The organism is Microseira sp. BLCC-F43 (assembly GCF_041929235.1).
Classification (GTDB): domain Bacteria; phylum Cyanobacteriota; class Cyanobacteriia; order Cyanobacteriales; family Aerosakkonemataceae; genus Microseira.
This window is the reverse complement of record NZ_JBHFNP010000205.1, coordinates 48,255-72,204: the sequence shown is the minus strand read 5'-3', so window position 1 is coordinate 72,204 and position 23,950 is coordinate 48,255. Positions and strand designations below refer to the sequence as shown.

Sequence of the window (23,950 nt, the reverse complement as noted above, 5' to 3'; positions counted from 1 at the left end):
TTTCAGTAATTCGCGCATATATTTTGGTATTTGACGCAAGCTTTATGGCAATCTGCTTTCTGCTTTTGCCTGTTCGCTTTCTCATTTCAGTAATTCGCGCATATATTTTGGTATTTGACGCAAGCTTTATGGCAATTTACTTTCTCCTGAAACTTGTTTGCTTTCTCATTTAAGTAATTCAGCTTTGGCGGTGGTCATTGGTAATAGGTAATTGGTAATTGGATTTATAGCGGGTTGCGACTTGATCGAATACAGCAAAGGAAGGGTTTAACAAAATATTTCGTGGCTCCAATGAATGGTTGGTAAAACCCGCCCCTACAACAGGTGTATTCAAGCAACTTGCAACCCGCTATATATGTGGTGAAATCCTGACAATCACCCATTACCCATTACCCATTACCAGATTGTCGTTCTAGTTGTGTCTTGCGCCAAGCTTTAGGAGTCATTTCAAAGCTGAGACGAAACTGTCGAAAGAAACATCCCGTATAGGAATAACCTACTGCTGTTGCAATTTCTTCCACAGAGCGATTAGTTTCCAAAAGCAAAGAGCAAGCAGCTGTCATTCGTCGTTCAACAATCCACTGGTGAACTGTTTTACCACTTTGGCGTCGCATTAAATCGGTTAAGTAAGCTGGCGCGTAACCAACTGCTTGGGCGACTTCAGTTAGACTAATGGGTTGCTGATAATTGGCTTCGATGAATTTGAAAACCTCACCCATTGGCGAGCCAGCAGGATGAATTAACTGGTTAATTTCCGCTTGTGCAGTGGTGTTATGAGTAGATTTTTCTGGGGCTTTTTGGCGTTCCACGGCATACCACTGCTTGAGAGTTGATTGTTTTTCGAGTCGGGTGGCGATTGCTCTCAATAATTCCTCTATCGTACAGGGTTTCGTCAGATAGTCATCTGCTCCCAACTCCATGGCTTTACGAATGTCAGTCCAAGTTTTTCGCGCCGTGACAAAAATAAAGGGAATAATCGCAGTAATCGGGTTTTGCCGCAGTGTAGATAGGACGCCGTAACCATCGAGTTTCGGCGTGATAGTTTCGCTGATGATTAAATCGGGTAACTCTTCTTGTACCCGTTCAATAGCTATCCGAGCGTTCTCAGCACCTATGGTGTCGAACCCCTCAGCTTTAAGGGATTCTAGAAAAAAGTTTCGGGTTTCGGCTAATTCTTCGATCACCAGAATTTTTTTCACCTTTTTTTCCTCCAAATACCCAATAGCTTTGCTACAACCAATAATCCAACTCGCTGTAATTCCTAAAATTCTCGTGTCAAATTGGAGCGATCGCAGCACCAATGCTGCTACCTTACATGCTCCTATATCAATTACTCGGATTCAAAAGCCCAAGAATTCTGCAACCCCTTACAAAACGTAACAAAGTGCCTCCCGGCAACGGCTACTTATAGCGGGAAAGCAGGCGCATAAGGTACACCTTCGACAGCAGTGTGCGGGCAGCATTAATGCTGCCGCTACACAAACTCAGCCTTAAGGCTTTCCAACACTTCGCTGGCAATCCACTTCGAGCGCTTTTTGCAAAGTTTTATAACGAAAAATAGGGTTTGGCAGAAAAATGGCTAATAAAATCCGAGATAGAGATAGAAGCTGATAAATTCAGGGTTGTCAATGGATGTTCAACTAAATCAGCAGCTTAAACAACTAGCACGAGCAGCTCAACAACAGCCACCGCTGACGCTCTTAAGGCAGCTAGCTCTGCGGCAATTGGTGAATGGAATTTTAACTTCTGGCAGGCTTTGTCGCCCACAGCCTGGTAATTTTTCAGGTGTTTATGAGGATATTTACGATGAAGCAGTTCAAGAATTATTACTTTATATTTGCCAAAATATTGACAAGTATAACCCGGAGCGAGGTGAAGTAATGGCATGGGTAAATGTTCTGCTAGATCGACGGTTTTTTAAAGAAGCTATTCCCAAAATTATGGACAAACAAGACATTCAAAGAATGAGCCTTTCTGATTTAGATGAAATTGCTCCACCTGAATCTAATCCATGCTTGACGGAAATAATTAAACAGTGTATTGAGTTAGACCCGGAGAACCTTTTCAAAAAGGAACATATAGAAAATCATCCGAGAGCGAATTTTCAAGCATTAGCAAGGCGAAGGCTTTTAGGGAAATCTTGGAAAGAAATTGCAGCAGAATTCGAGCTGAAAATTTCAACTGTCAGTAGATTTTATGACCGTTGTTTAAACAAATTTTCGGCAAAACTAAAAGAATATTGTACAGATATGTAATTGCCAGAGCCAAATCAAGATGAAAAACTCCTCAGAAACTTTAACCTTTACTCTTCCCCTTGGCTCGAATGCTCACGCTCTAGCCAAACAGTTTTGGAGGCAGCAAAGCGATTCTCAGAAAGCCAAACAGGTTTATTTGAATACTTTAGCGGTGTATGCAGTGAATTTTTACCTGAACTGCATGGGAATTAAAACCAATTGGTCAGCGAGTTATAGTTGTAATTCAATTAGGCAAATACTTGCTGATGTTGCTGATTTGGAAATTCCTCATATAGGGTTGTTAGAGTGTCGTCCTGTGTTACCAAAAATGCAGGCGATTGACATCCCGCCAGAAGCTTGGTCAGATCGGATTGGTTATGTTGCCGTACAGCTTGACGAATCGCTGCAAATGGCGACATTGCTGGGATTTAGCGAAACTGCGGGGACGGGTGAATTAGCGGTGGAACAGCTGCGATCCCTCGAAGATTTACTAGCACATCTAACAGCAAAAACATCCCAATCTAAAATCTGCATTCCCAGGCAAAAGCTTGGGAACGAGCCAAAATCTAAAATCCAATTGAGTCAATGGTTAGAAAATATCTTTGAGATAGGTTGGCAATCAATTGAAACAATTTTAGGAGCAGAACAACAGAATCTAGCCTTTAGTCTCAGAAGCAATTCTCACTCGCTCAATTCTAGTATTAAGCGAGCGAAGCTGATTGACTTAGGATTGCAACTGGGAAATCTATCTCTAGCACTGTTGGTAGCAATTACACCAGAAACCGAACAAAAAGTAGGCATTTTAGTGCAGCTTCATCCAATCCCAGGAGAAACTTATCTGCCGCCTAACCTAAAACTCAGTATGCTTTCAGAATCGGGAGAAATTCTCCAAGAAGTTGAATCTCGAAGTGTAGATAATTACATTCAACTGAAAAGATTTCGGGGTTTACCCGGAGAAAGTTTTGCGATTCAATTAACCTTTGGCGAGGCAAGTGTAACGGAGGATTTTGTCATATAAATGTCTTGAGTTTGGGAGATTATTAGTATATAATAACGTAAGTTGCTAGTTACATCGAACGAAGCTGGTAATGGGTAATGGGTAATTGTCACGATTAAACCACCAATGAATCCAATAAGCAATTAGCAATAAGCAATTAGCAATTAGCAATTGGCAAACGATCGAGGCTCAAATTTGTCCATCGCATGAGTAGATTAGTCGTCCTAAACTTGGCAAATGGTGACTTGTACAACGGCTTTCCTGCCGTTAGCGCTCAGGTTTGGAATTATGGCGCTCGCTTGCCGATGAGGTGTACGGGGTGCTTACCCGCAGCACCAGAAATTTCTAAACTCTACAGATCTTGGCAGTTGCTTTACGAAGCACTGTGTAGCCGTTTGTGTCCCCGGATTGAAATTGAGGTGACAGATGTTACCAATGTTTCTCAAATCGAGTTCAGAGATTTATGTCAGCAGTTATCCAATAAAATCAATATTTGGCTGAATTCCGAATCGTTTCGCAATATCGATCAGCGATTGCGAACGCAATTAGACCCGGATGAAGAAATTCGATTTATTATTGAAACCAACGATAACTTATTGCGGCGAATTCCCTGGCATTTGTGGAAATTTTTTGAGGACTATCCTAAAGCAGAAGTAGCCTTGAGTGCGCCAGAATATAGACAACCGGACGATTCGGGTAAAAGAAGATATGGGAAAGTTAGAATATTAGCTGTGTTTGGCGATCGCACGGGAATTGACATAGAAAAAGACAGGATGTTTCTGTCGCAATTATCCCGGCGAGTGGAAACAGAATTTTTAGTCGAACCGCAACCAGAAGATTTAGATGACCGACTGCGGCAAGATTGGGATATCCTGTTTTTTGCCGGTCATAGTTCGAGTCAAGAACAAGGTCTGATTCGACTGAATAAAACTGAGAGTTTAACCCTCGATCAATTAAGACACGCACTTAAAAAAGCAATCGATCGCGGTTTGCAATTAGCAATTTTTAACTCTTGTGATGGATTGGGTTTAGTCAAGTCTTTAGAAGAGTTGCATATTCCGCAAGCGATCGCAATGCGAGAACCCGTACCGGATGCGATCGCTCATGCTTTTTTAAAGTATTTTCTGGTCGCATTCTTTTTAGAAGAACAATCTTTATATGCGTCGGTGCGAGAAGCTAGAGAAAGACTGCAAAAACTAGAAAAAAAATATCCTTGCGCGACTTGGTTACCCGTTATTTGTCAGAATCCCGCTACAGAACCGTTTAGTTGGCAAACATCGCGGGGATTAAGAAACAGCTTACCGATTTCGACACGAATTCAAACAGTATTGTTAACCAGTATATTGGTGACTGTATCCATTATGGGAGTGCGAAATTTGGGAGTTTTACAACCATTAGAATTGTCAGCTTTTGATTATTTAATGAGTTGGCGACCTCCTGAAAAACCCGAGCCGCGCATTTTGATAGTAACCGTGACAGAAAACGACGTACAAAATCAGAATCCCCAGGAAAGAAGAGGTGCGTCAATATCAGATCGTTCCCTGGCGAAACTGTTAGAAAAACTACAACAGCATCAACCGCAAGCGATTGGATTGGATATTTATCGCGATTTTCCTGTAGAGCAGAAATATGCAAAGTTAACCAATTATATGAAACAAAATCAGCGCTTTATTGCTGTATGCGAAGTGGGTGGAAATAAAGACCACTCCGGTACTAGACCACCGCCTGGAATGCCAAAATCTCGCTTAAGTTTTAGTGACATTCCAGTTGACCCCGATCGAGTAATTCGTCGCCAATTATTGGGGATGACTGTTGACCCTAAATCTTTTTGTGCCACAGATACTTCCTTTAGCTTGCGAGTCGCAGAAGCTTATCTAGCGGCAAAGGGAATTCAATCTCAGCGAAACCAGGATGAAGATTTGCAGATTGGCAGCGTCGTTTTTAAGAAATTAGAAACAGATGCGGGTGGCTATCAACAAATTGATGCGCGGGGTTATCAAATTATGCTGAATTATCGTGCTTCCCAAGTCGTTGCCCAGCAAATTACCCTAAGTGAAATTTTGAGCGATCGCATCTCTACCCAACTCCCCAATCTGGTCAAAAATCGCATTATTTTAATTGGCACAACTGCCCCCAGTTTTAAAGATTATTTTCCCACACCTTACACGACAATTCGAGCATCTGAAGAAATGCCAGGGGTAATTATTCAAGCACATATGGTTAGCCAAATCCTCAGTGCCGTTTTAGACCGGCGTCCATTGTTATGGTGGTTGCCAGCTTCGGGCGAAATTATTTGGGTTTGGAGTTGGTCTTTAGTGGGAATATTAACAGGATACATCCGGTCATCATTACGTTTAGTATTGGCTGGCAGTGCAACAATTTTTATCTTATGCGGAATCTGTTTTGTTATGTTGCTAAACGGGGGTTGGATGCCATTGGTTCCATCGGTGTTTGCTTTAGTCATTGGTCTGGCGGTAATGGCTTACATGAAAGCAGAAAAACCAGGTTGATAAGCATCTACAAATTTAGGATATTTGAGTTATGAAATTATGGCGATATCCAATAACATCTCTTTTTACAATCACCTGGGCATTTGTTAGTTTGACCAGCGCTCGGGCACGAGGTTGGGCGCAATTTCACCAACCAATTAACAACTTATTCATACAACAATCGCAGATAAAAAATCAGAATTCACGCGACTTTGCAGAAGACGGTATACCAAGTTCGGGTAATCGAACCGGAGGTGCAAGCCGCAGCCCCTGCCCATATACAAATCCACCACTCACAGCCTTGATGCCTATTATTAACCGGGGCAAAACAGTTGCCGATCGTCCTACTTTGTGGTTTTACGTTCCTTATTCTTCCCAACAAGCGAGCGCTGGAGAATTTGTCTTGAAAGAAGAAGGAAATAAAGAGATATTTCGCATTCCTTTCACCTTGCCTAGAACGCCAGGGTTGGTTAGCTTCAGCATTCCCTCTACGAAAGCACCTTTAGAGATTGACAAAGAATATGTTTGGTTTTTCAAAGTTATTTGTCAGCAGCAAGAAGCATCTGTTTCTGAGCCTAGCTTAGAACCAGGAATATTAGTTCAAGGATGGGTGCAAAGAGTTAAGCCAACTCCCGAACTTGAGAGCGAGTTGAAGGCAAAAACAGAACCGGAGTACACCATCTATACCAACCATCTCATTTGGTACGATGCTCTAGACAGTCTAACCAAGCTTCGCATCACCCAGCCTACAAATACTAAACTCACTGATGAGTGGATTAACCTGTTCAAATTGAAAGGTATTGAAGGCGATGACTTAGACCCGCAAAAACTTAAACAGCCTATCGTTGGGAGTGTTGTAGTACAATCATCTCAATAACAGGACTTACCCCTTAGTTAGGACTGACGCTCCTGACGCGGGGATAGGGGGACGCTCTGAGTTTTAATTATGGGTGATTTACCGGACATCATATAAAAGCAACTTTAGCAGAATTTTATTAACTACCCTTGTTGGTGCGTTACGTTAACACTAACGCACCCTACATTCACTAGGCTTGTTGGTGCGTTACGTTAGCACTAACGCACCCTACATTCACTAGGCTTGTTGGTGCGTTACGTTAACACTAACGCACCCTACATTTACATCTTGCTATACTCAATTAGCAATTAGCAATTAGCAATTAGCAATCACCAAGGATTTCCAATCATAGTAAAAGCCGCCCAATAGTAGGGATGAGATAAATCTTTGTCCCCCAATTGTCGCAGTTGTGCTGGCAAAGGAATACCCCATGTTACAGGGCCATATAAGTTTCCTGTTTCTAAATAAACCTGTTTCCGAATCATCGCAACTTGTGCTTGTCTCAGTGCTTCTGCACGAATCCGAGCCGTTTTTAATTGTTCGTAAAATTCTGTCATTAGTCCCAAAGTGCCTTCATCTGACACATACCATAAACTGGCTATTGCCGATTGTACTCCCGTCTGCATGGCGAGTCCGGCAAATCCCAATTCCACTTCTTCACTTCCTAAAGCCGTGCGACAGGCACTTAACACTAATAAATCGACGGGAGGGTCATTCCATTTCATTGATTTCACTTGGTCTAATCCCAGTTTGTTATCCCAAAATTGGATATAAGAATTGCTGGGGTTTCCAGGCCGAAATTCGGCATGAGTTGCCAGGTGTACGATGCTAAAAGATCGCCTATCTCGTTGCAATTTGAGATTATTTAAAGTGAAATCTTGGTTGAGAAAACTATTTCCAGGCCACAGTTGCGGTGTAATAGTATTCAATTCTACTGGGACAGCTGGTAAGGGAGATAAGTTAGTAAATTGCGATGCACCCATTGCCAAGACAAAAGCATTTTTCAGATTAACGTAACGGGGATTAGTTAAGCTGAAACTGGGCATGAGAGAAACGCTATATTTCTCTACAATAAATTGCTGACCGTTGTGCAGGGTAGCGAAAGGTAGCGATCGCAAACCAATATCTGGGATAAACACCAGATTGTCAATGCCTCGCCGTTGCAACTCGGTTTCTAATGGTGCAATCAACCACTGATAGAGTTGCTGTGCCGGAGGTAAATAGCTGGTTGTGTTAATGTTTGCCCGATCGGTCACTTCAATTTGCAATTCCCTAGCTACGGCTATAATTTGCGATCGCGTCACTCCCTCAACTCGCCAACGCATCGGTTCCCCTTCTGCCGTCACCAATACTAATTCTATGGGGTCGCGAACGCTCGGATTCGGGTTTACCAATTGCGAAATTATCTGCTTGAGTGCCGTTGTTTCTAATCCCATTTGCAGCATTTGTGGCGAGGCTAATAGCGCTTCTATTCCCAATTCTCCGCGACCAAAAGCGATATACACCAGCGCTGTTTTCACGCCAGTTGCTTTTTCCGCTTCTCGAAGTTGTGCGCGAATTTGTTCTATAGTTTTGATAAAAATTGGGGGATTTTGCCCGAAATATGCTTCATACTGCCGCGTGAAAGTTTCTTCCAAAACCGCCACAACTGCGTCAATTACCACGGGAGGAATTTGACCGATCGCTTCCTGTATTGGGGGATTTTCCCGCTGTATTGTTGAGTTGTAAAGCTCAATAACTAGCCGGTCTGAAGTAATAATTTGAATAATCTCTTGGGTGTATCTGCCCGGAAAAATTCTCAGGGGCAAAATAGAGTTTTCCGCCCCCGTCGTAATCGCTCCTGCTGTTCCGTTAATGCTGGCATTTCCGACATTAAAAGTCGTTCTTCGATCGCCTCCATCATGGCGAATTATCACCGAACCGCTTCCCGAGCCACCAGCCGTAGAAATGCTTGAATTTATACCATTTCTATCAGTAAAAGTACCAGTGGCGCGGAAAAATCGCTCGGTTGTAATATCAACAATTCCCCCACTGCCCGCATTACCACCTTGGGCATTGATAGAAACAACTTGAATATCATTTTCCGGGTCAAGGGTGACGTTACCAGCATTACCAGTAGTAGAACTAGAGTTGATAGCGCCTGTGGTAATGCTGTCAAAAGCAGAAACAGTAATAGTTCCCCCGCTTGTTACTCCTGATGAATTTAGGTTACCAGTTTGCACGGTTCTGGTGCGACTGGTTAATGCGATCGCACCACCATTCGTGGTAATATCCCCCGCACGAAGATCGCCGCCAGTTGTGGCAATCAAGCTATTAGCTTCATTCGCTTCACTATTAATAGAACTGTTAAAGTTAATATTTGCGTTTCCCGTACCCGTGCTAAAGCTAGTATTTTCTGTAAGAACAATCGGACTATTAAACGTGAGGTCGCTGTTAGCAGTAGCGATACCTTTGGCGATAAAAATAGTTTGGGCGCGACTAATTTCTAACCCCGATAGCGGCGTTTCTAACCCAGCACCCGCGCTAAATTGAATGCTACCATCAGCATCTAAAATCAGTCTTCTCGTGCCGTTTACCGCGCCGTTAAAGATAATATCGCCACCAGTTAATGTGACATCTGAACCCAGCACCACATTGCGCCCTACGGTAATATTTTGATTGGCTGTGGTAATGTTGGCGTTGAGGGTTGTTGTTGCGGCATCCAGAGTAATCGAGGCGTTACCCGTACCTATAATTGTGCCGTTGAGTACGATCGCACCCAACCCCCCTCGAATAATTATTGGGTCATTAAATGTAGCAGTATTAACAGTAATCGTCCCCTTACCATCTGACCGTCCAATAGTAATCGAACTAAATCCATCTTGCAGATTAGCTATTTCAGCGGCGGTAAGATTTAAAGCACCGGGAATAGAACCTGCAATGGTAATATTTTGCTCCTGATTTGCAGGTTGCAGCACGAGGGTATTTGTACCGGAAACAGTACCGCCAAAGTCTATTTCGCTAGCGGTAAGGGTGAGGGGGTTGCTTTGAGTATTTAGGGTGGAATTGAACGCGATTGCAGCTAGTCCAGGATTAAACGTAGCATTTCCAGTCAGCGTTACTGAACCACTGAAGCGAATATCATCGTTGGTGGTAGTAATATTTCCCGCTGTAAAGACTCCTCCCGTACCAATTTGATTGAACGCACCATCCAAGTTAATGTTTCTTGTAGCAGCAATATTGATCGAACTATTATTATTTATTGTCAACCCGCCATTATTAGTCGCGTTGATATCCCCATTCAGGTTAAAAATATTACCTGTTAGAGTAATACCTGCGGCAGTGTTAGCGTTCAAACTTCCCAAGCTAGTCGTGCCAGTGCCTGCAATTTGGGCAATACTGGCAGATGTAATAGACTGAGTTTGTACGTTGCCAGCACTGTTAATTGTCAAGTTACCCAAGCGGGTATTACTGCCAACTGCGCCATTTAAAATAATATTGCCCGTGCCTGTTTCCAAGGCGAGATTATTACTGCCATCAACCGTACCATTGAGTGAAATATCGCCGCCGCCTGTCGCACCTGTACTGAGGTTGATATTATTACCGAGGGTGGTATTGCCATTGATAGTGAGATTTTGGTCAGCGGTGGTAATGTCTGCGTTTAAAGTTGTATTGCCATTCAAGGTAATAGAGGCGTTATCGTTTCCTGCAATCGCACCATTCACTAAAATAGAGCCTAATGGTGACTGAATTGTTAATGGATCGCTGACAGAAATCGGGTTGGATAATGTAATGATACCGCTGCCATTATCTCGTCCGATGGTAATCGAGCTAAAGCCATCTTGGATAGCGGCTATTTCTGCCGCTGTGAGATTCAATGCACCTGGGATAGAACCACCAATGGCAATATTTTGTTCTGGCGTTGCTGGTTCAAGCACCAGAGTATTGCTACCAGTAACTGGTCCTGTAAAATCAATTTCGCCTGCTTTTAGAGTCAGGGGATTACTACCTGCCGTCAAACTGGAATTGAAAGCGATCGCACCAGTTCCCGGATTGAATATAGTCTTACCTGTCAAGGTAACTGGAGCGCTAAACTTGATGTCGTCGTTGGTAGTATTCAAATTCCCTGCAATCAAGACAGTACCTTGACCATCTTGGGTAAAAGCGCCATCAAGCTTGAAGTTATCTGCCGCTAAAGTCAGGTCTTTTGCATTAGTAATAGTGACGCTGCCGTTATTGGTGGTAGTTACTGTATTGTTTAAATTAAGCGTACCCGTGGCATCAATGTCGATATTGCCAGCAACAGTTGTAGGCGAGGTAATATTCACATTCTGCCCATCAATAATTAGACTGCTTGGGGGACTATTACTGCCAATGGCACCGTTAAATGTTACATTCCCAGTGCCAGCGTCAATATTGAGCAGACTTGCGCCGTCAATTGCGCCAGAAAGCGTGATGTCGCCAGCACCAGAACCAGTGCTAAGAATGACATCTGCGCCCAGTAAAACACTACCCTCGATCAGAATATTCTGGTTTGTTGTAGTGATGCCTGCATTCAGGGTAGTTGTGGCAGCTTTGAGGGTAATCGAGGCGTTACCTTTGGCGATAATTTGTCCATTGACAGCGATCTCACCATTACCCGACACAATCGTGACTGGACGATTGAACGTGACACCGGCGCTGTCAATAGCGATCGCACCACTGCCATTTTCCCGTCCAATAATAATTCGCTCGAACCCATCTTGCAAAGTGGCGAGTTCGTTGCTATCAAAATTTAAGCGTGGGTCTGCGTCGGGTTCAGCGTCGGGGCGACTGAAGCTACCACCAACGGTAATACCCAAACCAGGATTTAGCGGTTGCAACTCAAAGCTACCACTACCTCCAATTTTCGTAGTGGCAGAAGTATCAGGATTCGGCGTTGCGGGGATGTTAATTTCATCAGTTATTAAGGTAACAGTACCACTGCCGGTTCCAGTCGGGTTAATCAACCCGCCATTCAAGCGAATCCCTTCTGCACCACTGGCACCAACGCCAGTCAGGGTAATCGATCCCTTCCCAGTGGATGCGATTGCGCCAAAGTTGAAAATGTCAATTCCCTCGTTGACAGATATGCCAGTCCCGTTACCTGTTCCAGTCAGGTTGATATTACCATCAACCGCAGTCACCCTGGAATTTGCACCTTCAATTCTTATCCCATCATTATTATCTATCCCAGCAACACTGCCAGTCCCCGTTAGATTAACAATCCCCTTTCCTTGAGATTCCACTGCACCGCTATTGACAAGATAAATGCCGCGATTTTCGTTACCAGTCCCCTTACCTGTTCCACTCATGTTGATATTGCCATCAACCGCAGTCACCCTGGAATTTGCACCTTCAATTCTTATCCCATCATTACTATCTTTCCCCGCAGCACTACCAGTTCCTGTGAGGGTAATGCTTCCCTTTCCCGTCGATTCCACCACGCCGCCATTTTGGAGAAAAATGCCGTGATTGTTATCTCCAGTCCCCCCACCAGTTCCAATTAGGCGGATATTTCCATTTGCCGCAGCCACCCTAGAGCTTGTGGCTTCCAGAATTATCCCATAATTCAAACCTGCTCCTTTTCCGCCATTGCCATCTAGAGTAATATTCCCAGTTCCTGTGGATACCACCTCGCCGCCTTTGGTAATCGCAATGCCGTCGTTATTGCCACCCGTCGCGTTATTATTGCCAGTCAGAGTAATATTCCCAGTTCCAGTTGCTTTTACAGTGCTATTTTCACTCAGCAAAATACCGTAAGTGCTGTTTCCAGCGCCATTACCAGTACCAGTCAGTTCTATATCTCCATTCACCGAAGAAATCCTAGAACTTCCCAAAATTAATAGGCCATAATTACTATCAATTCCAGTTCCGCCACCGCTAGTGCCTTTGAGAGTAATAGTTCCCGATTCTTGAGTTGACAACACCGCGCCGTTGTCAAGATAAATGCCACGGCTGTCTTTACCTTCTGCACCCGTACCAGTCAGCTCAATATTGCCACCATTGGCGTTAATCGTGCTGTTGTTGAGAGTGATGCCTATGGGAAAGGTAATCTCGCGGGTGTTATCTCCCGCGCCATTTGCTGTGAAATTGCCACCATTTGTATTAATCGTGGCATTGTTGATGATGATAGCGCCGCCTTGCGCTTTGTCATTGTCAGCAAACAGTTCCACATTCAGCTTGCCGCTACTGGAAGTAATGTTGGCATTGAGGGTGATGTTGTTTTCTGCCTGCAATGTGAGAGTAGCATCTCTACCTGCTGTCTTGTCGATTGGTGCATCATTATTCTGAGTGATATTGCCCGATTCGCTGCCACCGATATTCGTTGCGATAGTGACGTTGGTGCCACTATTGAGCGCGGTGTTAATGTTAGCAACATCGACGGTGTTCGTACCAATTGCACCGCCACCACCATTCACAATGGTGATATTAATTGGATCGATCAGCCAAGTACCACCTGTACCATTAGAAGCGATCGCGTTAGGCGTACTGGTGACATTGAGATATTGCCTACCAGAGGTTTCAATCAACCCGCCATTCCCGAAAACAGTTCCTCCCCGTGCTGTCAGCGTTCCATGTATGTTGGCAATCTCCGAAGCCCAAACTATAACTCTTCCCCCATTCCCATTAAGCAGTGCATCCGCAGCAATTACCGAGTCGCTACTAACAAACGTTTGTAACGCATTCGGTACCGTACCTTTACCTTGAAAATCGCCGCCAATTAATACATTACCCCCACCATTTGTCCCAGAAGCGTTGATATTGGCACTAACAAGCCCAACTTTATCGCCTAAAACATTTACCCTACCGCCAGTTTCTCCCGATACGTTGATACTGCCAGATACTATAGTTGTCTTTCCTTCTGTCGGTATCCGAATTCCAGAACCTGTTAATTGCACGCTACCATCCGGATTAACCGTCACTCCCGTGGCATGACCTCCATTTCCCCCAGTCAACAATTGCGGTAAAGATAATATCGGCAATGTCCAATTCTGTGGTTTATTTCCAACAGTTGTTAGGGGTTGAATCTCTAAATTCAGCACAAATCCTGGCTGGGATAAACGCACGATGCTTTCTCCTGGTACCGCTGCCAAGGTGATATTCCCACTAGGTGCTGATAGCGTTCCCGTATTAACAACCGTCCCAGCTAGTAAGGTTAAATCTTGACCCATCCCCACCCCTAAATGAGCAGCATTGACAATTGCTCCTGCCTGACTCATCGTGAAAGCAAAAGCATTCGGCGTCCCGACTAAATCGGCGTATTTATTGTTACCAATGGCATTAAACCAATTGTTGTTAAAACCGATCCCGTTAGCAGTAGTGGCAATAAAAGAAGCGGGGACGTTCAAGCTAGCATTAGAACCAAAAATAATCCCAGCCGGGTTAATCAAGAACAGGTTAGAATTGCCACCAGTAACTTGAATCAAACCATTAATAAACGAAGCTTCTCCCCCGTTAATCCGCGCCAAGATATTCTGGATATCGGGCTGAGATAAAAAATTAGCAATTTGTTCAGCACTCAAGCCAAATCTAGTGAAGCTGTGGAATAAATTGGCACCATCTCTGGATCTCTGTCCGCCTGTAATATCAATTCGATTCCCCTCTGGTGTGACAATAGTCCCCGTGCCATCTGGTGCTGGAATAATAGATTGGGCGCTAGCTGGTGTGGATAATGTGCCAATCGCTACTGTCAGGATTGGAAATAGCAAAAAGGTCAAAGCTGTAGAATTTGCCTTTAATGCCGCCATTCGCCAACAAATTCTTTCCATCTTTCCAGTACCCCAATTTTGACTGATTTTACCTAGAAAGCGGAATCACTACCCGATTATTGTCCCTGATGGGGATGATAGCGCATAAAGTTGATAAAAATCTTCATGAATTACGCAACTGTCAGATGCGATACTATCTAGAGCGAATTGGGGCAACTTGTGAGGGTCACCCCCTGGTGTTGCGGGTGCTTACAGGGGAAATGGTCAACCCGCCGTTTATAGCGGGAAAGCAGCCGTTGATGGTACGCCTTTGTTTGTGTAGCGGCTGCCATTTTTGCTGCCGCTACACTTGCCTTGCGCCGGCTGTGCCTGACTCGAAAAGCAATCCGCTATAAAGGTAATGCGATCGCATCTGTTCAATCCTCCTCCACATCCTTCACTAATTCCCATAAGTACAGTTCCACAAACTTCTTAGCAACCACAGGTTCAATTTCCTTCAAAGCTTCGACTATTTCTACAATCGTCTCGCCATTCGGTTCTGTTTGCTCGTGAAACCAACGAAAAACAATAGAACGATCGACGCCTAAACTCGCTGCCAACTTGTTTTGGCGAATCCGATAGGTTTTTAATGCCTGTTTGAGGGTAAATCCTGCTCTTCCCATGCCCCTCATTTTGACAGAACAAACTAACTAAGTAAATGTTCACTTACTAATCAACGTGTTCTGTCATTATCTCAAAGAAATTCCCAGGATTATAGCAGATTGCAGCCCTATGAGTTTGTGTAGCGGCACCATGCGCGGGTGCCGCTACACTTGCCTAAGCCTACTGGCTGTACCTCACTCGAAAAGCAATCCGCTGTAAATGTTGATATATTTGCTGAAAAATGTTGATTGATAATCCCACATCAGCAAGTTAGGGCAAAATTGTTTTAAGACTGCTTCTCAGCGTTGATTAATACGATCAAAACGCTGATTAGTTAGCCAACATTGTTATCAAAAACGAGGTAAACCCCCATGTCCTTTGACTTTATCCCAGACAATGACCAAATTCCTACGCCAAAAGACGCCTGCAACACCGAAGGCGAACCTTCCCCTGGACGAGAACCGATCGAAATGCTGCTGGTTGGTTCTCCTCAAGCGATCAAGATTACGATTCTCAACCTGTATAAACGAGGTTTCGCCGAGGTTAGCGCGTGGAGTCGTTTGCTACCGACTGGCAAACCAGGCAAAATGATCGGTATTTTGAGTCGGCAAATTCCGATTAGCTAAAGCCGCGATTCATCCCACGGTATACCGGGATCTGTAGGGGCACGGCAAGAAATATTAAGGGCAAAGACAACACCGTGCCCCGACACTCGATTGTACTGATAGCGATCGCACCTACGCACCTATACTCTCACCAGCGCTTTGTGCTATTCGCTTTTGCCTGGGCGTACTTAGGTGAGCGCCGCCCCACCCCAAGCAAAAAGGAATTGTTAAGAAATAATTAGCGGCATTTACTTAAGTAAAAATGCAGGGGATAATATTTAGACCAAGTACGTGCGGCAAGCGCGGAATTTACCCCTGTGGAAAGGTTAGGCTCCGCCTCAGAGCCGCAGTTGCAGGAAGCAAACGTCAAAGGGAGCGAAATGCTTGATTTGAGTAAGTTTTGTCGGGCAATAACTAAATATACTGGCGATCGCTGGCTGCCTGCACCGCTGCTTGGGTTGTCACATCCATAAATCGCAGCGACAGGGTTTTGCCCAACCCGGAAGCGCGTTTAAGCCCAGCAATCAGACAGGCAATTCCTTCTGGTTCCACCGATTCAACCCAGAGTAGATCCACCACCACTGTCTCGGCTGTTAATTATAGGGCTTGTTGCAGCGCCTTTGTGAAGGCTGGGCTGCTCACAGCATCAAGACGACCATTCGGTCTGAGGACAACGGTGCGGGGTCGTCGATCTTCCATTGTGCTGGTGTTCAAAGAAGAAGTGAAAATTGAGTGTGCGAGGTTTTTCATTGCCATCTCCAAGACGTGCTGCCAAAAAAGAAAGCAAGGCTAGAGCTTTGAGCCTCGCCTAATAGGTAACGCTTTAAATTATGGTGGAATAACATCACCAAAACAGGTTTGCGAACGGTCACAAGGGTGCTGTGTTTTCTGTCACAAGGTAGACAAGCAGGCAGGGGACACTTCCTCCCTAGTGACTACAATCGCTACCACTCCAATTATGCTCAAAACCCACGAAGTGTGCTGCGCTAATCGAGCAATTGTGCTAAATTTAAAAGAATTTACCTAAAATTTTATCAATGTAGTTGATTAACTTTTTTAATAAAGGCGATTAAGATAGTTTTTTCCGCCACTGCCACAAGGGCAGTCACTTATCTGTCCATCTAGTCAAATCGCATTCAGGGATCGATCCGTGACACTCCAAACCTCTCAACCCCTAACCTCTGATTCTTTGGGCGTCTTGAACCGCCAGATGATTGTAATTCTGGACTTCGGGTCCCAATATTCGGAATTAATCGCTCGCCGAATTCGCGAGACGCAAGTTTATTCCGAAGTGATTTCCTATCGCACCAGTGCCGAACAGTTGAGGCAGCTAAATCCAAAGGGAATTATACTCTCTGGCGGCCCCAACTCTGTGTACGACAAGGGAGCGCCCAAATGCGACCCAGAAATATGGCAATTGGGCATTCCCATCCTGGGGGTATGCTACGGAATGCAGCTGATGGTGCAACAGTTGGGCGGCGAAGTGGCGCGTGCCGAACGAGCAGAATATGGCAAGGCATCTTTATTTATAGACGATCCGACGGACTTGCTGACCAACGTGGAACATGGCACCACGATGTGGATGAGTCATGGAGATTCTTGTCACAAACTGCCGGAAGGGTTTGAGATACTGGCACATACGGAAAATACCCCTTGTGCCACGATCGCTCACCATAGCAAAAAGCTCTACGGCGTCCAATTCCACCCAGAAGTCGTCCACTCGATCGGCGGACAAGCACTAATCCGCAATTTTGTCTACCATATCTGCGACTGCGAACCCACTTGGACGACGGCGGCGTTTGTGGAAGAATCAATACGCGAAATACGCGGCAAAGTTGGCGATAAACGGGTGCTGCTAGCGCTTTCCGGCGGGGTGGATTCTTCTACCCTAGCGTTCTTGCTCCACAAGGCGATCGGAGATCAGCTGACTTGCATGTTTATCGATCAGGGGTTCATGCGGAAATACGAACCAGAACGGTTATTGAAGCTGTTCTCCGAGCAATTTCACATTCCGGTAGAGTATGTAAATGCACGCGATCGCTTCCTCAATCAACTCAGTGGCATCACCGATCCGGAAGAAAAACGCCGCCGCATCGGTCACGAATTCATTCAGGTGTTTGAAGAAGAATCAAGACGCCTCGGTCCTTTTGATTATCTCGCCCAAGGCACTCTCTACCCCGATGTAATTGAATCGGCAGATACCAACGTCGATCCGCAAACCGGAGAACGAGTCGCGGTCAAAATTAAAAGTCACCACAACGTCGGCGGGTTACCCAAAGACTTGCGCTTTAAGCTAGTGGAACCGTTGCGGAAACTATTTAAAGATGAAGTCCGCAAACTTGGTCGAGCGGTTGGTCTACCAGAAGAAATTGTACAGCGCCATCCGTTCCCAGGACCAGGACTCGCGATTCGCATTATCGGCGAAATCACCGCAGAACGGTTAGAAATTCTGCGGGATGCTGACTTGATCGTGCGGCAAGAAATTAACCGTCAAGGGATGTATAGCGAGTTATGGCAAGCGTTTGCGGTTTTATTACCGATTCGCAGCGTTGGCGTCATGGGCGATCGGCGTACCTACGCATACCCGATTGTTTTGCGCTTTGTTAAGAGCGAAGATGGCATGACCGCTGATTGGGCGCGAGTGCCTTACGATTTGTTGGAAACGATTTCTACCCGCATCGTTAACGAAGTGTCTGGAGTGAACCGCGTGGTTTACGATATCACTTCCAAACCACCTGGAACTATCGAGTGGGAATAAAAAAAGGGTGGGAGTTCGCGCAGCGTGCCTAAAGGCGTATCGCCCACCTTGCTCCTATCACCTTTGTTTCCAGCTGGGATCTCGAGTTACCAAACCGACGATTTTTCATAGAAACTTTGGTGATTTGCCTAAGTCCTGTGGTAGTAATTGAGGCTACAATCTGCTAATCTTCCCTTAAATATTTGTGGAAAACTGGCAAAAATCTGTGGAAAAGTAGGCTTGTCTGTGGAAAAAATGCGAATGAATCCCCTTACTTTGACTGCGGATCGAAGGTAATGCGGTCAGACTTGTAAGTGGGCGGTTCGACGTGAATTAAAATTCTGACTGGGCTGTATCTAGCTTCCAAGCGCGCTTCTACCTCTTCGGTAATCTTGTGGGCAGTTTCCACATCCAAGGCATCTACAACTAGGTGCATTTCAATAAATACCTGACGCCCTACAACGCCCCTAGAAGCTATATCGTGACAGTTGAGGACGCCTGGAACTTGCAGGGCGATCGCGTGAATCGCTTCCGGTGCGATCGCCATTCGATCCACCAGCCAGGGTATATTTTCTTTTAAAACCTCCCAGCCACTGCGAAATACCAACAACGCCACTGGAAAAGATAAAATTACATCCAACCACTGGAGTGCTGGCAAGTTTAACACCCGCGCCTGCCATATACCAATCAACCCCAGCAGCACGGTAATTGTTACCCAGACATCGCTCATGGTATGCTGAGCATCCGCAATCAGAATCGGGCTACCCACTTGTAAACCGACGCGGCGCTCGTAAAATGCCACAAATATATTGATACCCAGGACAATTAGCAGTATCCACAGTTCTGGTGGTGATATAGTGATGGGTTTCAAACCCTGTTGTAAACCGGCGATCGCGCGTTCGATCGCACCTTGTATAATTTCAAAGCAGGCAACACCTAAGAAAGCCGCAATACCCAAAGCACCCAAGGCATCGAACTTTTGGTGTCCGTAGGGGTGATTGCGGTCTGGGTGGGGTGAAGCGAAGTGATTGGCAACCAGTCCTAAGATATTATTGGCGCTATCTGTGAAGCTGTGTAACGCATCGGCGAGTAAGCTGAGAGAACCCGTCCACCATCCTACTCCTGCTTTAATTGCCATCACCAACAGATTCAGCACCAGGGTGATGTACAAAACTTGACGGATTTTGGCGCGACGATCTGTAACCATTGGGGGAAAGATGGGATCGCTCTTTGATGCACTATTTCTATTTTAACAAATTACGCGAAATATCCTTGGGGTGAAACAGTCGCTAGGATGATGTTCAATATAGAAGATTATGCATTGGGTCTTTACGATCGCTGTATTTTGAGGAGAGGCTAGTATGAAACTTGACTGGGATAAGGCAGTTCATGTAGCTAACCAAGCCATATTTCTCAAGCTAAACAGAAGCTTAACCGATATTGAGGTTATCGTCTTAAAAGGTGCTTGGCAGAGGCAAGAATACGATGAAATTGCCGCCCAGCATCAATACGCTACCAGTTACATTAGTCAAGATGTTGCTCCCAAACTTTGGAAGCTTTTGTCAGAAGCTTTAGGGGAAAAGGTGAAAAAAAGTAACTTTAAGCAAGCCTTAGAACGATATTGGTCAAAGCAAATAGAAGCGGAAAAAGTTGCTGAAATCGGTCACACTTTTACCAAGTACGAACCGGAAGAAATTCCTGCTGTTGATCGCTACGTAGAGCGAGATCCGATCGAAACGATCTGTTATGAAACCCTCTTGCAACCTGGTTCTCTCATCCGCATCAAAGCACCCAGTCTGATGGGAAAAACATTGCTCGTGACTAGAATTCTGGCACAAGTGGCAACCCAAGGTTACCGAACTGCTAATTTAAGCTTTGAACTTGCAGATAGAAAAACCCATTTCACCCATCTGGATAAATTCTTGCGCTGGTTTTGTATTAATGTTAGTCGAGAGTTAGGAATTTCCGGGAATTTGGCAGATTACTGGGATGAAGAAAATATGGGTTCTAAAGTGAGTTGCACTACCTATTTTGAAGAGTATCTTTTGCAGCAAGACGAGAATCCGATTGCACTCGGTTTGGATAACGTAGATTTACTCTTTCCCCATCCAGAAATTTACGAAGACTTTTTTGGTTTGTTGCGCTCTTGGTATGAAAAAGCTAGAAGTCGCCCGCGCTGGAAAAAGCTACGGTTAATTATCGTGCATTCCACAGATGTTTACATTCGTTTGAACATTAATCAATCGCCATTTAATGTGGGATTGCCGATTGAACTTTCAGAATTTAATCGCGAACAGGTGCAAGAACTTGCTAAACAGTATGGATTAGGGGGAGAAACAAGTTTCATAGAGTTACTTATGGGATTAGTGGGCGGGCATCCTTATCTATTAGAGCAAGCGTTTTCTCACCTCAAAAATCATCCAGAAATTTCCTGGGAAAAACTTTTATTAGAAGCTCCGACAGAGCGGGGAATTTATGCCAGTCACTTGCGGAAATGCTGGTTAAATCTGCAATCAAATTTAGATTTGGCAGCAGCATTTAAAAAAGTCCTGACTGCACCGGAAACTGTAAAATTAGAACCCATCCAAGCTTATCAGTTGCAGAGTATGGGACTGGTGAAACTTTGTGGCGATCGCATACAGCCTAGATGCGATTTATACTATCAGTATTTCAGCAAGCACTTAGGGGATATTTAATGAAGGTCGAACGGGATATTACCTATCAATATCAAATCGGGGGAAGCTTACCCGCTGATGCTCCTACTTATGTCGTGCGACAAGCAGATTTAGACCTCTATGACGCATTATTAGCTGGAGAATATTGCTATGTTCTAAATTCCCGACAAATGGGGAAATCTTCTCTCCGAATCCAGACAATGAGCAAGTTAAAAGCACAAGGAATCGCTTGTGCTGAAATTGAATTGAGCGGGATTGGTAGTCAACAAATTACAGCGCAGCAATGGTATGGAGGGATAATTCAAGAGTTAATCAGCGGTTTCGATTTACAAGTGAATCGGCGCAATTGGTTGCGCGAACACGAGGATCTTTCCCCCGTGCAACGCTTGGGACAATTTATCGAAACCGTACTGTTAGCGCAGGTGGAGCAAAACCTGGTGATTTTTATCGATGAAATTGATAGTGTTTTAAGTTTAAGCTTTCCCACCGATGAGTTTTTTGCTCTAATTCGTAACTGCTACGATAAACGTGCAATCAAACCCGATTATAGACGGTTAACCTTTGTTTTGTTAGGAGTTGCAACCCCATCAGATTTAATTCAAGACAAAAACTCTACACCCTTTAATATTGGTCGAGCAATTGAATTAAAAGGATTTCAATTACACGAAAGTGCTGCTTTAGTCAAGGGGTTTGAAGGGAAAATTAGCAATCCTGAAGCAGTGTTAAGAGAGATATTAAATTGGACGGGTGGTCAACCGTTTTTGACCCAAAAACTTTGTTGGTTAGCGGTTCATTCTTGCGAAGATGGGAACGATGATGAAAAAACATGGGTTGAGCAGTTAGTGCGAAAGCGAATCGTGGAAAATTGGGAATCGCAAGATGAACCAGAGCATTTAAGAACCATACGCGATCGCATTCTCAGAAATGCGCGTTGTACCAAAAATTTGTTGCTGTTATACCAACAGATTTTGCAGCAAGAAAAAATTGCCGCAACGAACTGCAACGAGCATTTAGAATTGCGATTATCGGGTTTAGTGATTAAAAATAAAGGTGATTTAGTTGCTTATAATCAAATCTACAAAACTATATTTAATTCCGCTTGGGTGACGGCACAACTCGATGCGCTTCCCTGTAGTTATGCACAAGAAGCAGACCTATTTATCCCTAGCAATGAAGGAACAAAAACCCTAACTTTACTGCTCAATCTGGGAGAGAATAAAGTTTTAGCTGCCATAGCGTTTACAGATGTGGAATCTTTTACTAAAAAGATGGCAGCAGACGAAAGACATACACTCAATTTAATCGAGCGAGACTTTCAGATAATGAGACAAATCTGTCAGCAGTTTGAAGGACAGATTGTTAAATCTTTAGGAGATGGGCTTTTAATGTACTTTGCAAGTGCAGAAAAAGCAATATTTTGCTCGATAGAAATTCAAAAAACCTTAGCCTTAGCCGCCGCTAACTTGCCAAAACGCGATATTCTCCTGCATCGAATAGGCATCCATCTGGGAGAAGTGTTTTTCAGTGGCAATGATGTGATGGGGAATGGGGTGAATATGGCAGCACGCCTGCAATCAGAAGCAGCACCAGGCGGGATTTGTATTTCCCAAAATGCTTACAAAGCGGTAAACAATGAATTGCAAAAAAATGCAATTTATGGGGGAATGCGGCAGTTAAAAGGCATCGATAAACCCGTAACTGTGTATCAAATTCCTCCTTTCTACTCCGTGACAGATCGCGGGGTAGAATTGCAAGTAAATCCGTTAAAAAGGTGGGGACGAGTTTGGTTAAAAGTGGTTTTTGCGAGTGCGATCGCATCCAGCTTGATAATTGGAGTGCGCTCCCTGGGATGGTTGCAATCATGGGAATTGCAAACCTTCGATTTATTAATGCAATTAAGACCAAATGAAGCAGCCGATAAACGAATTTTATTAGTAACAATTACCGAAAAAGATGTGCAATCCCAACCCGCTCAAGAAAGAGGAGGAACTTCACTATCAGATCGTTCCCTAGCTCAATTAATCGCTAAATTAGAACCCTATAAACCAAGGGTTATCGGTTTGGATATTTATCGCGATCGCCCAGTGGGAGAAGGTTACAAACCTTTAGCAGCTTGGATGAGAAAGAGCGATCGCTTTTTTATCATCTGTCATTACGGCAACCCCGGAGTTAACCCACCCCCTGAAATTCCCCCTGTTCGCCAAGGTTTTAATAATGTTTTGTCAGATTCAGATGAAGTTCTGCGCCGTCATCCACTCGCAGTAAGTTCGGCATTTCCTTGTCAAAGTAAATACTCTTTTAGTTGGCAACTAGCAACTCGTTACCTCGCTAATGAGGGAATTAGAGCTAAAATAAATCACGACAATTACCTTCAACTTGGAACGACGGTATTTAAACCTTTAGAAAACGACACTGGTGGCTATCACAATTTAGATGCGAGGGGTCACCAAATTATGTTAAATTACCGCGCTAACCGCCAAATTGCCCCAACCATTACACTTGCAGAAATTCTCAGCAATCGGTTTAATCCAGACATGGTAAAAAATCGTATTGTTCTAATTGGAACTACAGCACCGAGTTTTAACGATATTCATTGGCGCACGCCTTACAGTAATATTCAAGGTTCAATTCAACCTATGACAGGGGTAGAAATTCAAGCGCATATGGTGAGCCAAATTCTCAGTGCAGTTTTGGATAAAAGAGCTTTAATTTGGTGGTTATCAAAACCTCTGGAAGTCTGCTGGATTTTGGGTTGGTCGTTAATAGGAGCAATCCTCGCCAAAGGCGCTCATTCATGGCGAGGTTTTGTCGTTCGAGGCGGAATGGCGATTGGCATTTTATATGGAAGTTGTTGGATTATTTTGAGTTTACAAGGCGGTTGGATACCTCTATTACCCCCAGCTTTAGCTTTGGCGATTAGTGGAGGAATTATAGTTTTGAAATGGAAAAGATTATAAGATAAATACCCGAATCATGTCGATTTAACGAACCACAGAGGCGCAGAGA

At 44.4% G+C, this 23,950-nt stretch carries 14 protein-coding genes; 8 read left to right on the top strand and 6 right to left on the bottom strand.

Annotation, left to right across the window (positions count from 1 at the left end):
* Positions 1 to 389: 389 nt before the first annotated feature.
* Positions 390 to 1,199, bottom strand: coding sequence for a helix-turn-helix domain-containing protein (locus ACE1CM_RS28110; protein WP_374882156.1), 810 nt, complete (start codon positions 1,197 to 1,199; stop codon positions 390 to 392).
* A gap of 429 nt (positions 1,200 to 1,628) precedes the next feature.
* Here ACE1CM_RS28110 and ACE1CM_RS28105 point away from each other — a divergent pair, with 429 nt between their 5' ends.
* The 4 genes from ACE1CM_RS28105 (at position 1,629) to ACE1CM_RS28090 (ending at position 6,597) form a co-directional block, all read left to right on the top strand.
* Positions 1,629 to 2,255: a hypothetical protein gene (locus tag ACE1CM_RS28105; RefSeq protein ID WP_374882155.1), complete on the top strand. Its 627-nt coding sequence runs from the start codon at positions 1,629 to 1,631 to the stop codon at positions 2,253 to 2,255.
* A 19-nt stretch (positions 2,256 to 2,274) separates the two neighbouring features.
* Positions 2,275 to 3,252 carry a DUF1822 family protein gene (locus tag ACE1CM_RS28100; protein ID WP_374882154.1) on the top strand — a complete coding sequence of 326 codons (978 nt, stop codon included), beginning with the start codon at positions 2,275 to 2,277 and terminating at the stop codon, positions 3,250 to 3,252.
* A gap of 185 nt (positions 3,253 to 3,437) precedes the next feature.
* Positions 3,438 to 5,741 carry a CHASE2 domain-containing protein gene (locus ACE1CM_RS28095; protein WP_374882153.1) on the top strand — a complete coding sequence of 768 codons (2,304 nt, stop codon included), beginning with the start codon at positions 3,438 to 3,440 and terminating at the stop codon, positions 5,739 to 5,741.
* 31 nt (positions 5,742 to 5,772) lie between these two features.
* Positions 5,773 to 6,597: a DUF928 domain-containing protein gene (locus ACE1CM_RS28090; RefSeq protein WP_374882152.1), complete on the top strand. Its 825-nt coding sequence runs from the start codon at positions 5,773 to 5,775 to the stop codon at positions 6,595 to 6,597.
* A gap of 308 nt (positions 6,598 to 6,905) precedes the next feature.
* Here ACE1CM_RS28090 and ACE1CM_RS28085 read toward each other — a convergent pair whose 3' ends face one another.
* Both ACE1CM_RS28085 and ACE1CM_RS28080 read right to left on the bottom strand, forming a co-directional pair.
* Positions 6,906 to 14,345, bottom strand: coding sequence for a CHAT domain-containing protein (locus ACE1CM_RS28085; RefSeq protein ID WP_374882151.1), 7,440 nt, complete (start codon positions 14,343 to 14,345; stop codon positions 6,906 to 6,908).
* A gap of 356 nt (positions 14,346 to 14,701) precedes the next feature.
* Positions 14,702 to 14,947, bottom strand: coding sequence for a helix-turn-helix domain-containing protein (locus ACE1CM_RS28080; protein ID WP_374882150.1), 246 nt, complete (start codon positions 14,945 to 14,947; stop codon positions 14,702 to 14,704).
* Positions 14,948 to 15,298: 351 nt separating this feature from the next.
* Here ACE1CM_RS28080 and ACE1CM_RS28075 point away from each other — a divergent pair, with 351 nt between their 5' ends.
* Entirely contained in the window at positions 15,299 to 15,553 is a 255-nt protein-coding gene (locus ACE1CM_RS28075; RefSeq protein ID WP_374882149.1) for a hypothetical protein, read from the top strand.
* Positions 15,554 to 15,946: 393 nt separating this feature from the next.
* Here the strand turns inward: ACE1CM_RS28075 and ACE1CM_RS28070 are convergent, their stop codons facing one another.
* Together ACE1CM_RS28070 and ACE1CM_RS28065 are read right to left on the bottom strand one after the other, a co-directional pair.
* Positions 15,947 to 16,108, bottom strand: coding sequence for a hypothetical protein (locus tag ACE1CM_RS28070; protein WP_374882148.1), 162 nt, complete (start codon positions 16,106 to 16,108; stop codon positions 15,947 to 15,949).
* Between the two features lie 21 nt (positions 16,109 to 16,129).
* Positions 16,130 to 16,282 (bottom strand): hypothetical protein, encoded by a 153-nt coding sequence (locus tag ACE1CM_RS28065; RefSeq protein ID WP_374882147.1) that lies wholly within the window; start codon positions 16,280 to 16,282, stop codon positions 16,130 to 16,132.
* A gap of 460 nt (positions 16,283 to 16,742) precedes the next feature.
* On the opposite strand from ACE1CM_RS28065, the gene guaA reads away from it, so the two are divergent.
* A complete protein-coding gene (guaA, locus tag ACE1CM_RS28060) occupies positions 16,743 to 18,290 on the top strand; it encodes a glutamine-hydrolyzing GMP synthase (protein ID WP_374882159.1) in 1,548 nt (515 codons plus the stop codon).
* Positions 18,291 to 18,540: 250 nt separating this feature from the next.
* Here the strand turns inward: guaA and ACE1CM_RS28055 are convergent, their stop codons facing one another.
* Positions 18,541 to 19,476: a cation diffusion facilitator family transporter gene (locus ACE1CM_RS28055; protein WP_374882146.1), complete on the bottom strand. Its 936-nt coding sequence runs from the start codon at positions 19,474 to 19,476 to the stop codon at positions 18,541 to 18,543.
* A 154-nt stretch (positions 19,477 to 19,630) separates the two neighbouring features.
* Between ACE1CM_RS28055 and ACE1CM_RS28050 the strand changes: the two genes are divergently transcribed.
* Together ACE1CM_RS28050 and ACE1CM_RS28045 are read left to right on the top strand one after the other, a co-directional pair.
* Positions 19,631 to 20,965, top strand: a complete 1,335-nt coding sequence (locus tag ACE1CM_RS28050) for an AAA-like domain-containing protein (protein ID WP_374882145.1) — start codon at positions 19,631 to 19,633, stop codon at positions 20,963 to 20,965.
* Positions 20,965 to 23,901, top strand: a complete 2,937-nt coding sequence (locus tag ACE1CM_RS28045) for a CHASE2 domain-containing protein (RefSeq protein WP_374882144.1) — start codon at positions 20,965 to 20,967, stop codon at positions 23,899 to 23,901. The genes ACE1CM_RS28050 and ACE1CM_RS28045 overlap by 1 nt, the downstream gene beginning before the upstream one ends.
* The last annotated feature ends 49 nt before the right edge of the window (positions 23,902 to 23,950 follow it).

Excerpts from the sequence above, each read along its gene's own strand:
- ACE1CM_RS28050 (WP_374882145.1), top strand. The coding sequence starts at position 19,631 with ATGAAACTTGACTGGGATAAGGCAGTTCATGTAGCTAACCAAGCCATA.
- ACE1CM_RS28075 (WP_374882149.1), top strand. The coding sequence starts at position 15,299 with ATGTCCTTTGACTTTATCCCAGACAATGACCAAATTCCTACGCCAAAA.
- ACE1CM_RS28045 (WP_374882144.1), top strand. The coding sequence starts at position 20,965 with ATGAAGGTCGAACGGGATATTACCTATCAATATCAAATCGGGGGAAGC.
- guaA (WP_374882159.1), top strand. The coding sequence starts at position 16,743 with ATGATTGTAATTCTGGACTTCGGGTCCCAATATTCGGAATTAATCGCT.
- ACE1CM_RS28085 (WP_374882151.1), bottom strand. The coding sequence starts at position 14,345 with ATGGAAAGAATTTGTTGGCGAATGGCGGCATTAAAGGCAAATTCTACA.
- ACE1CM_RS28090 (WP_374882152.1), top strand. The coding sequence starts at position 5,773 with ATGAAATTATGGCGATATCCAATAACATCTCTTTTTACAATCACCTGG.
- ACE1CM_RS28100 (WP_374882154.1), top strand. The coding sequence starts at position 2,275 with ATGAAAAACTCCTCAGAAACTTTAACCTTTACTCTTCCCCTTGGCTCG.
- ACE1CM_RS28095 (WP_374882153.1), top strand. The coding sequence starts at position 3,438 with ATGAGTAGATTAGTCGTCCTAAACTTGGCAAATGGTGACTTGTACAAC.
- ACE1CM_RS28065 (WP_374882147.1), bottom strand. The coding sequence starts at position 16,282 with ATGAAAAACCTCGCACACTCAATTTTCACTTCTTCTTTGAACACCAGC.
- ACE1CM_RS28055 (WP_374882146.1), bottom strand. The coding sequence starts at position 19,476 with ATGGTTACAGATCGTCGCGCCAAAATCCGTCAAGTTTTGTACATCACC.
- ACE1CM_RS28105 (WP_374882155.1), top strand. The coding sequence starts at position 1,629 with ATGGATGTTCAACTAAATCAGCAGCTTAAACAACTAGCACGAGCAGCT.
- ACE1CM_RS28080 (WP_374882150.1), bottom strand. The coding sequence starts at position 14,947 with ATGGGAAGAGCAGGATTTACCCTCAAACAGGCATTAAAAACCTATCGG.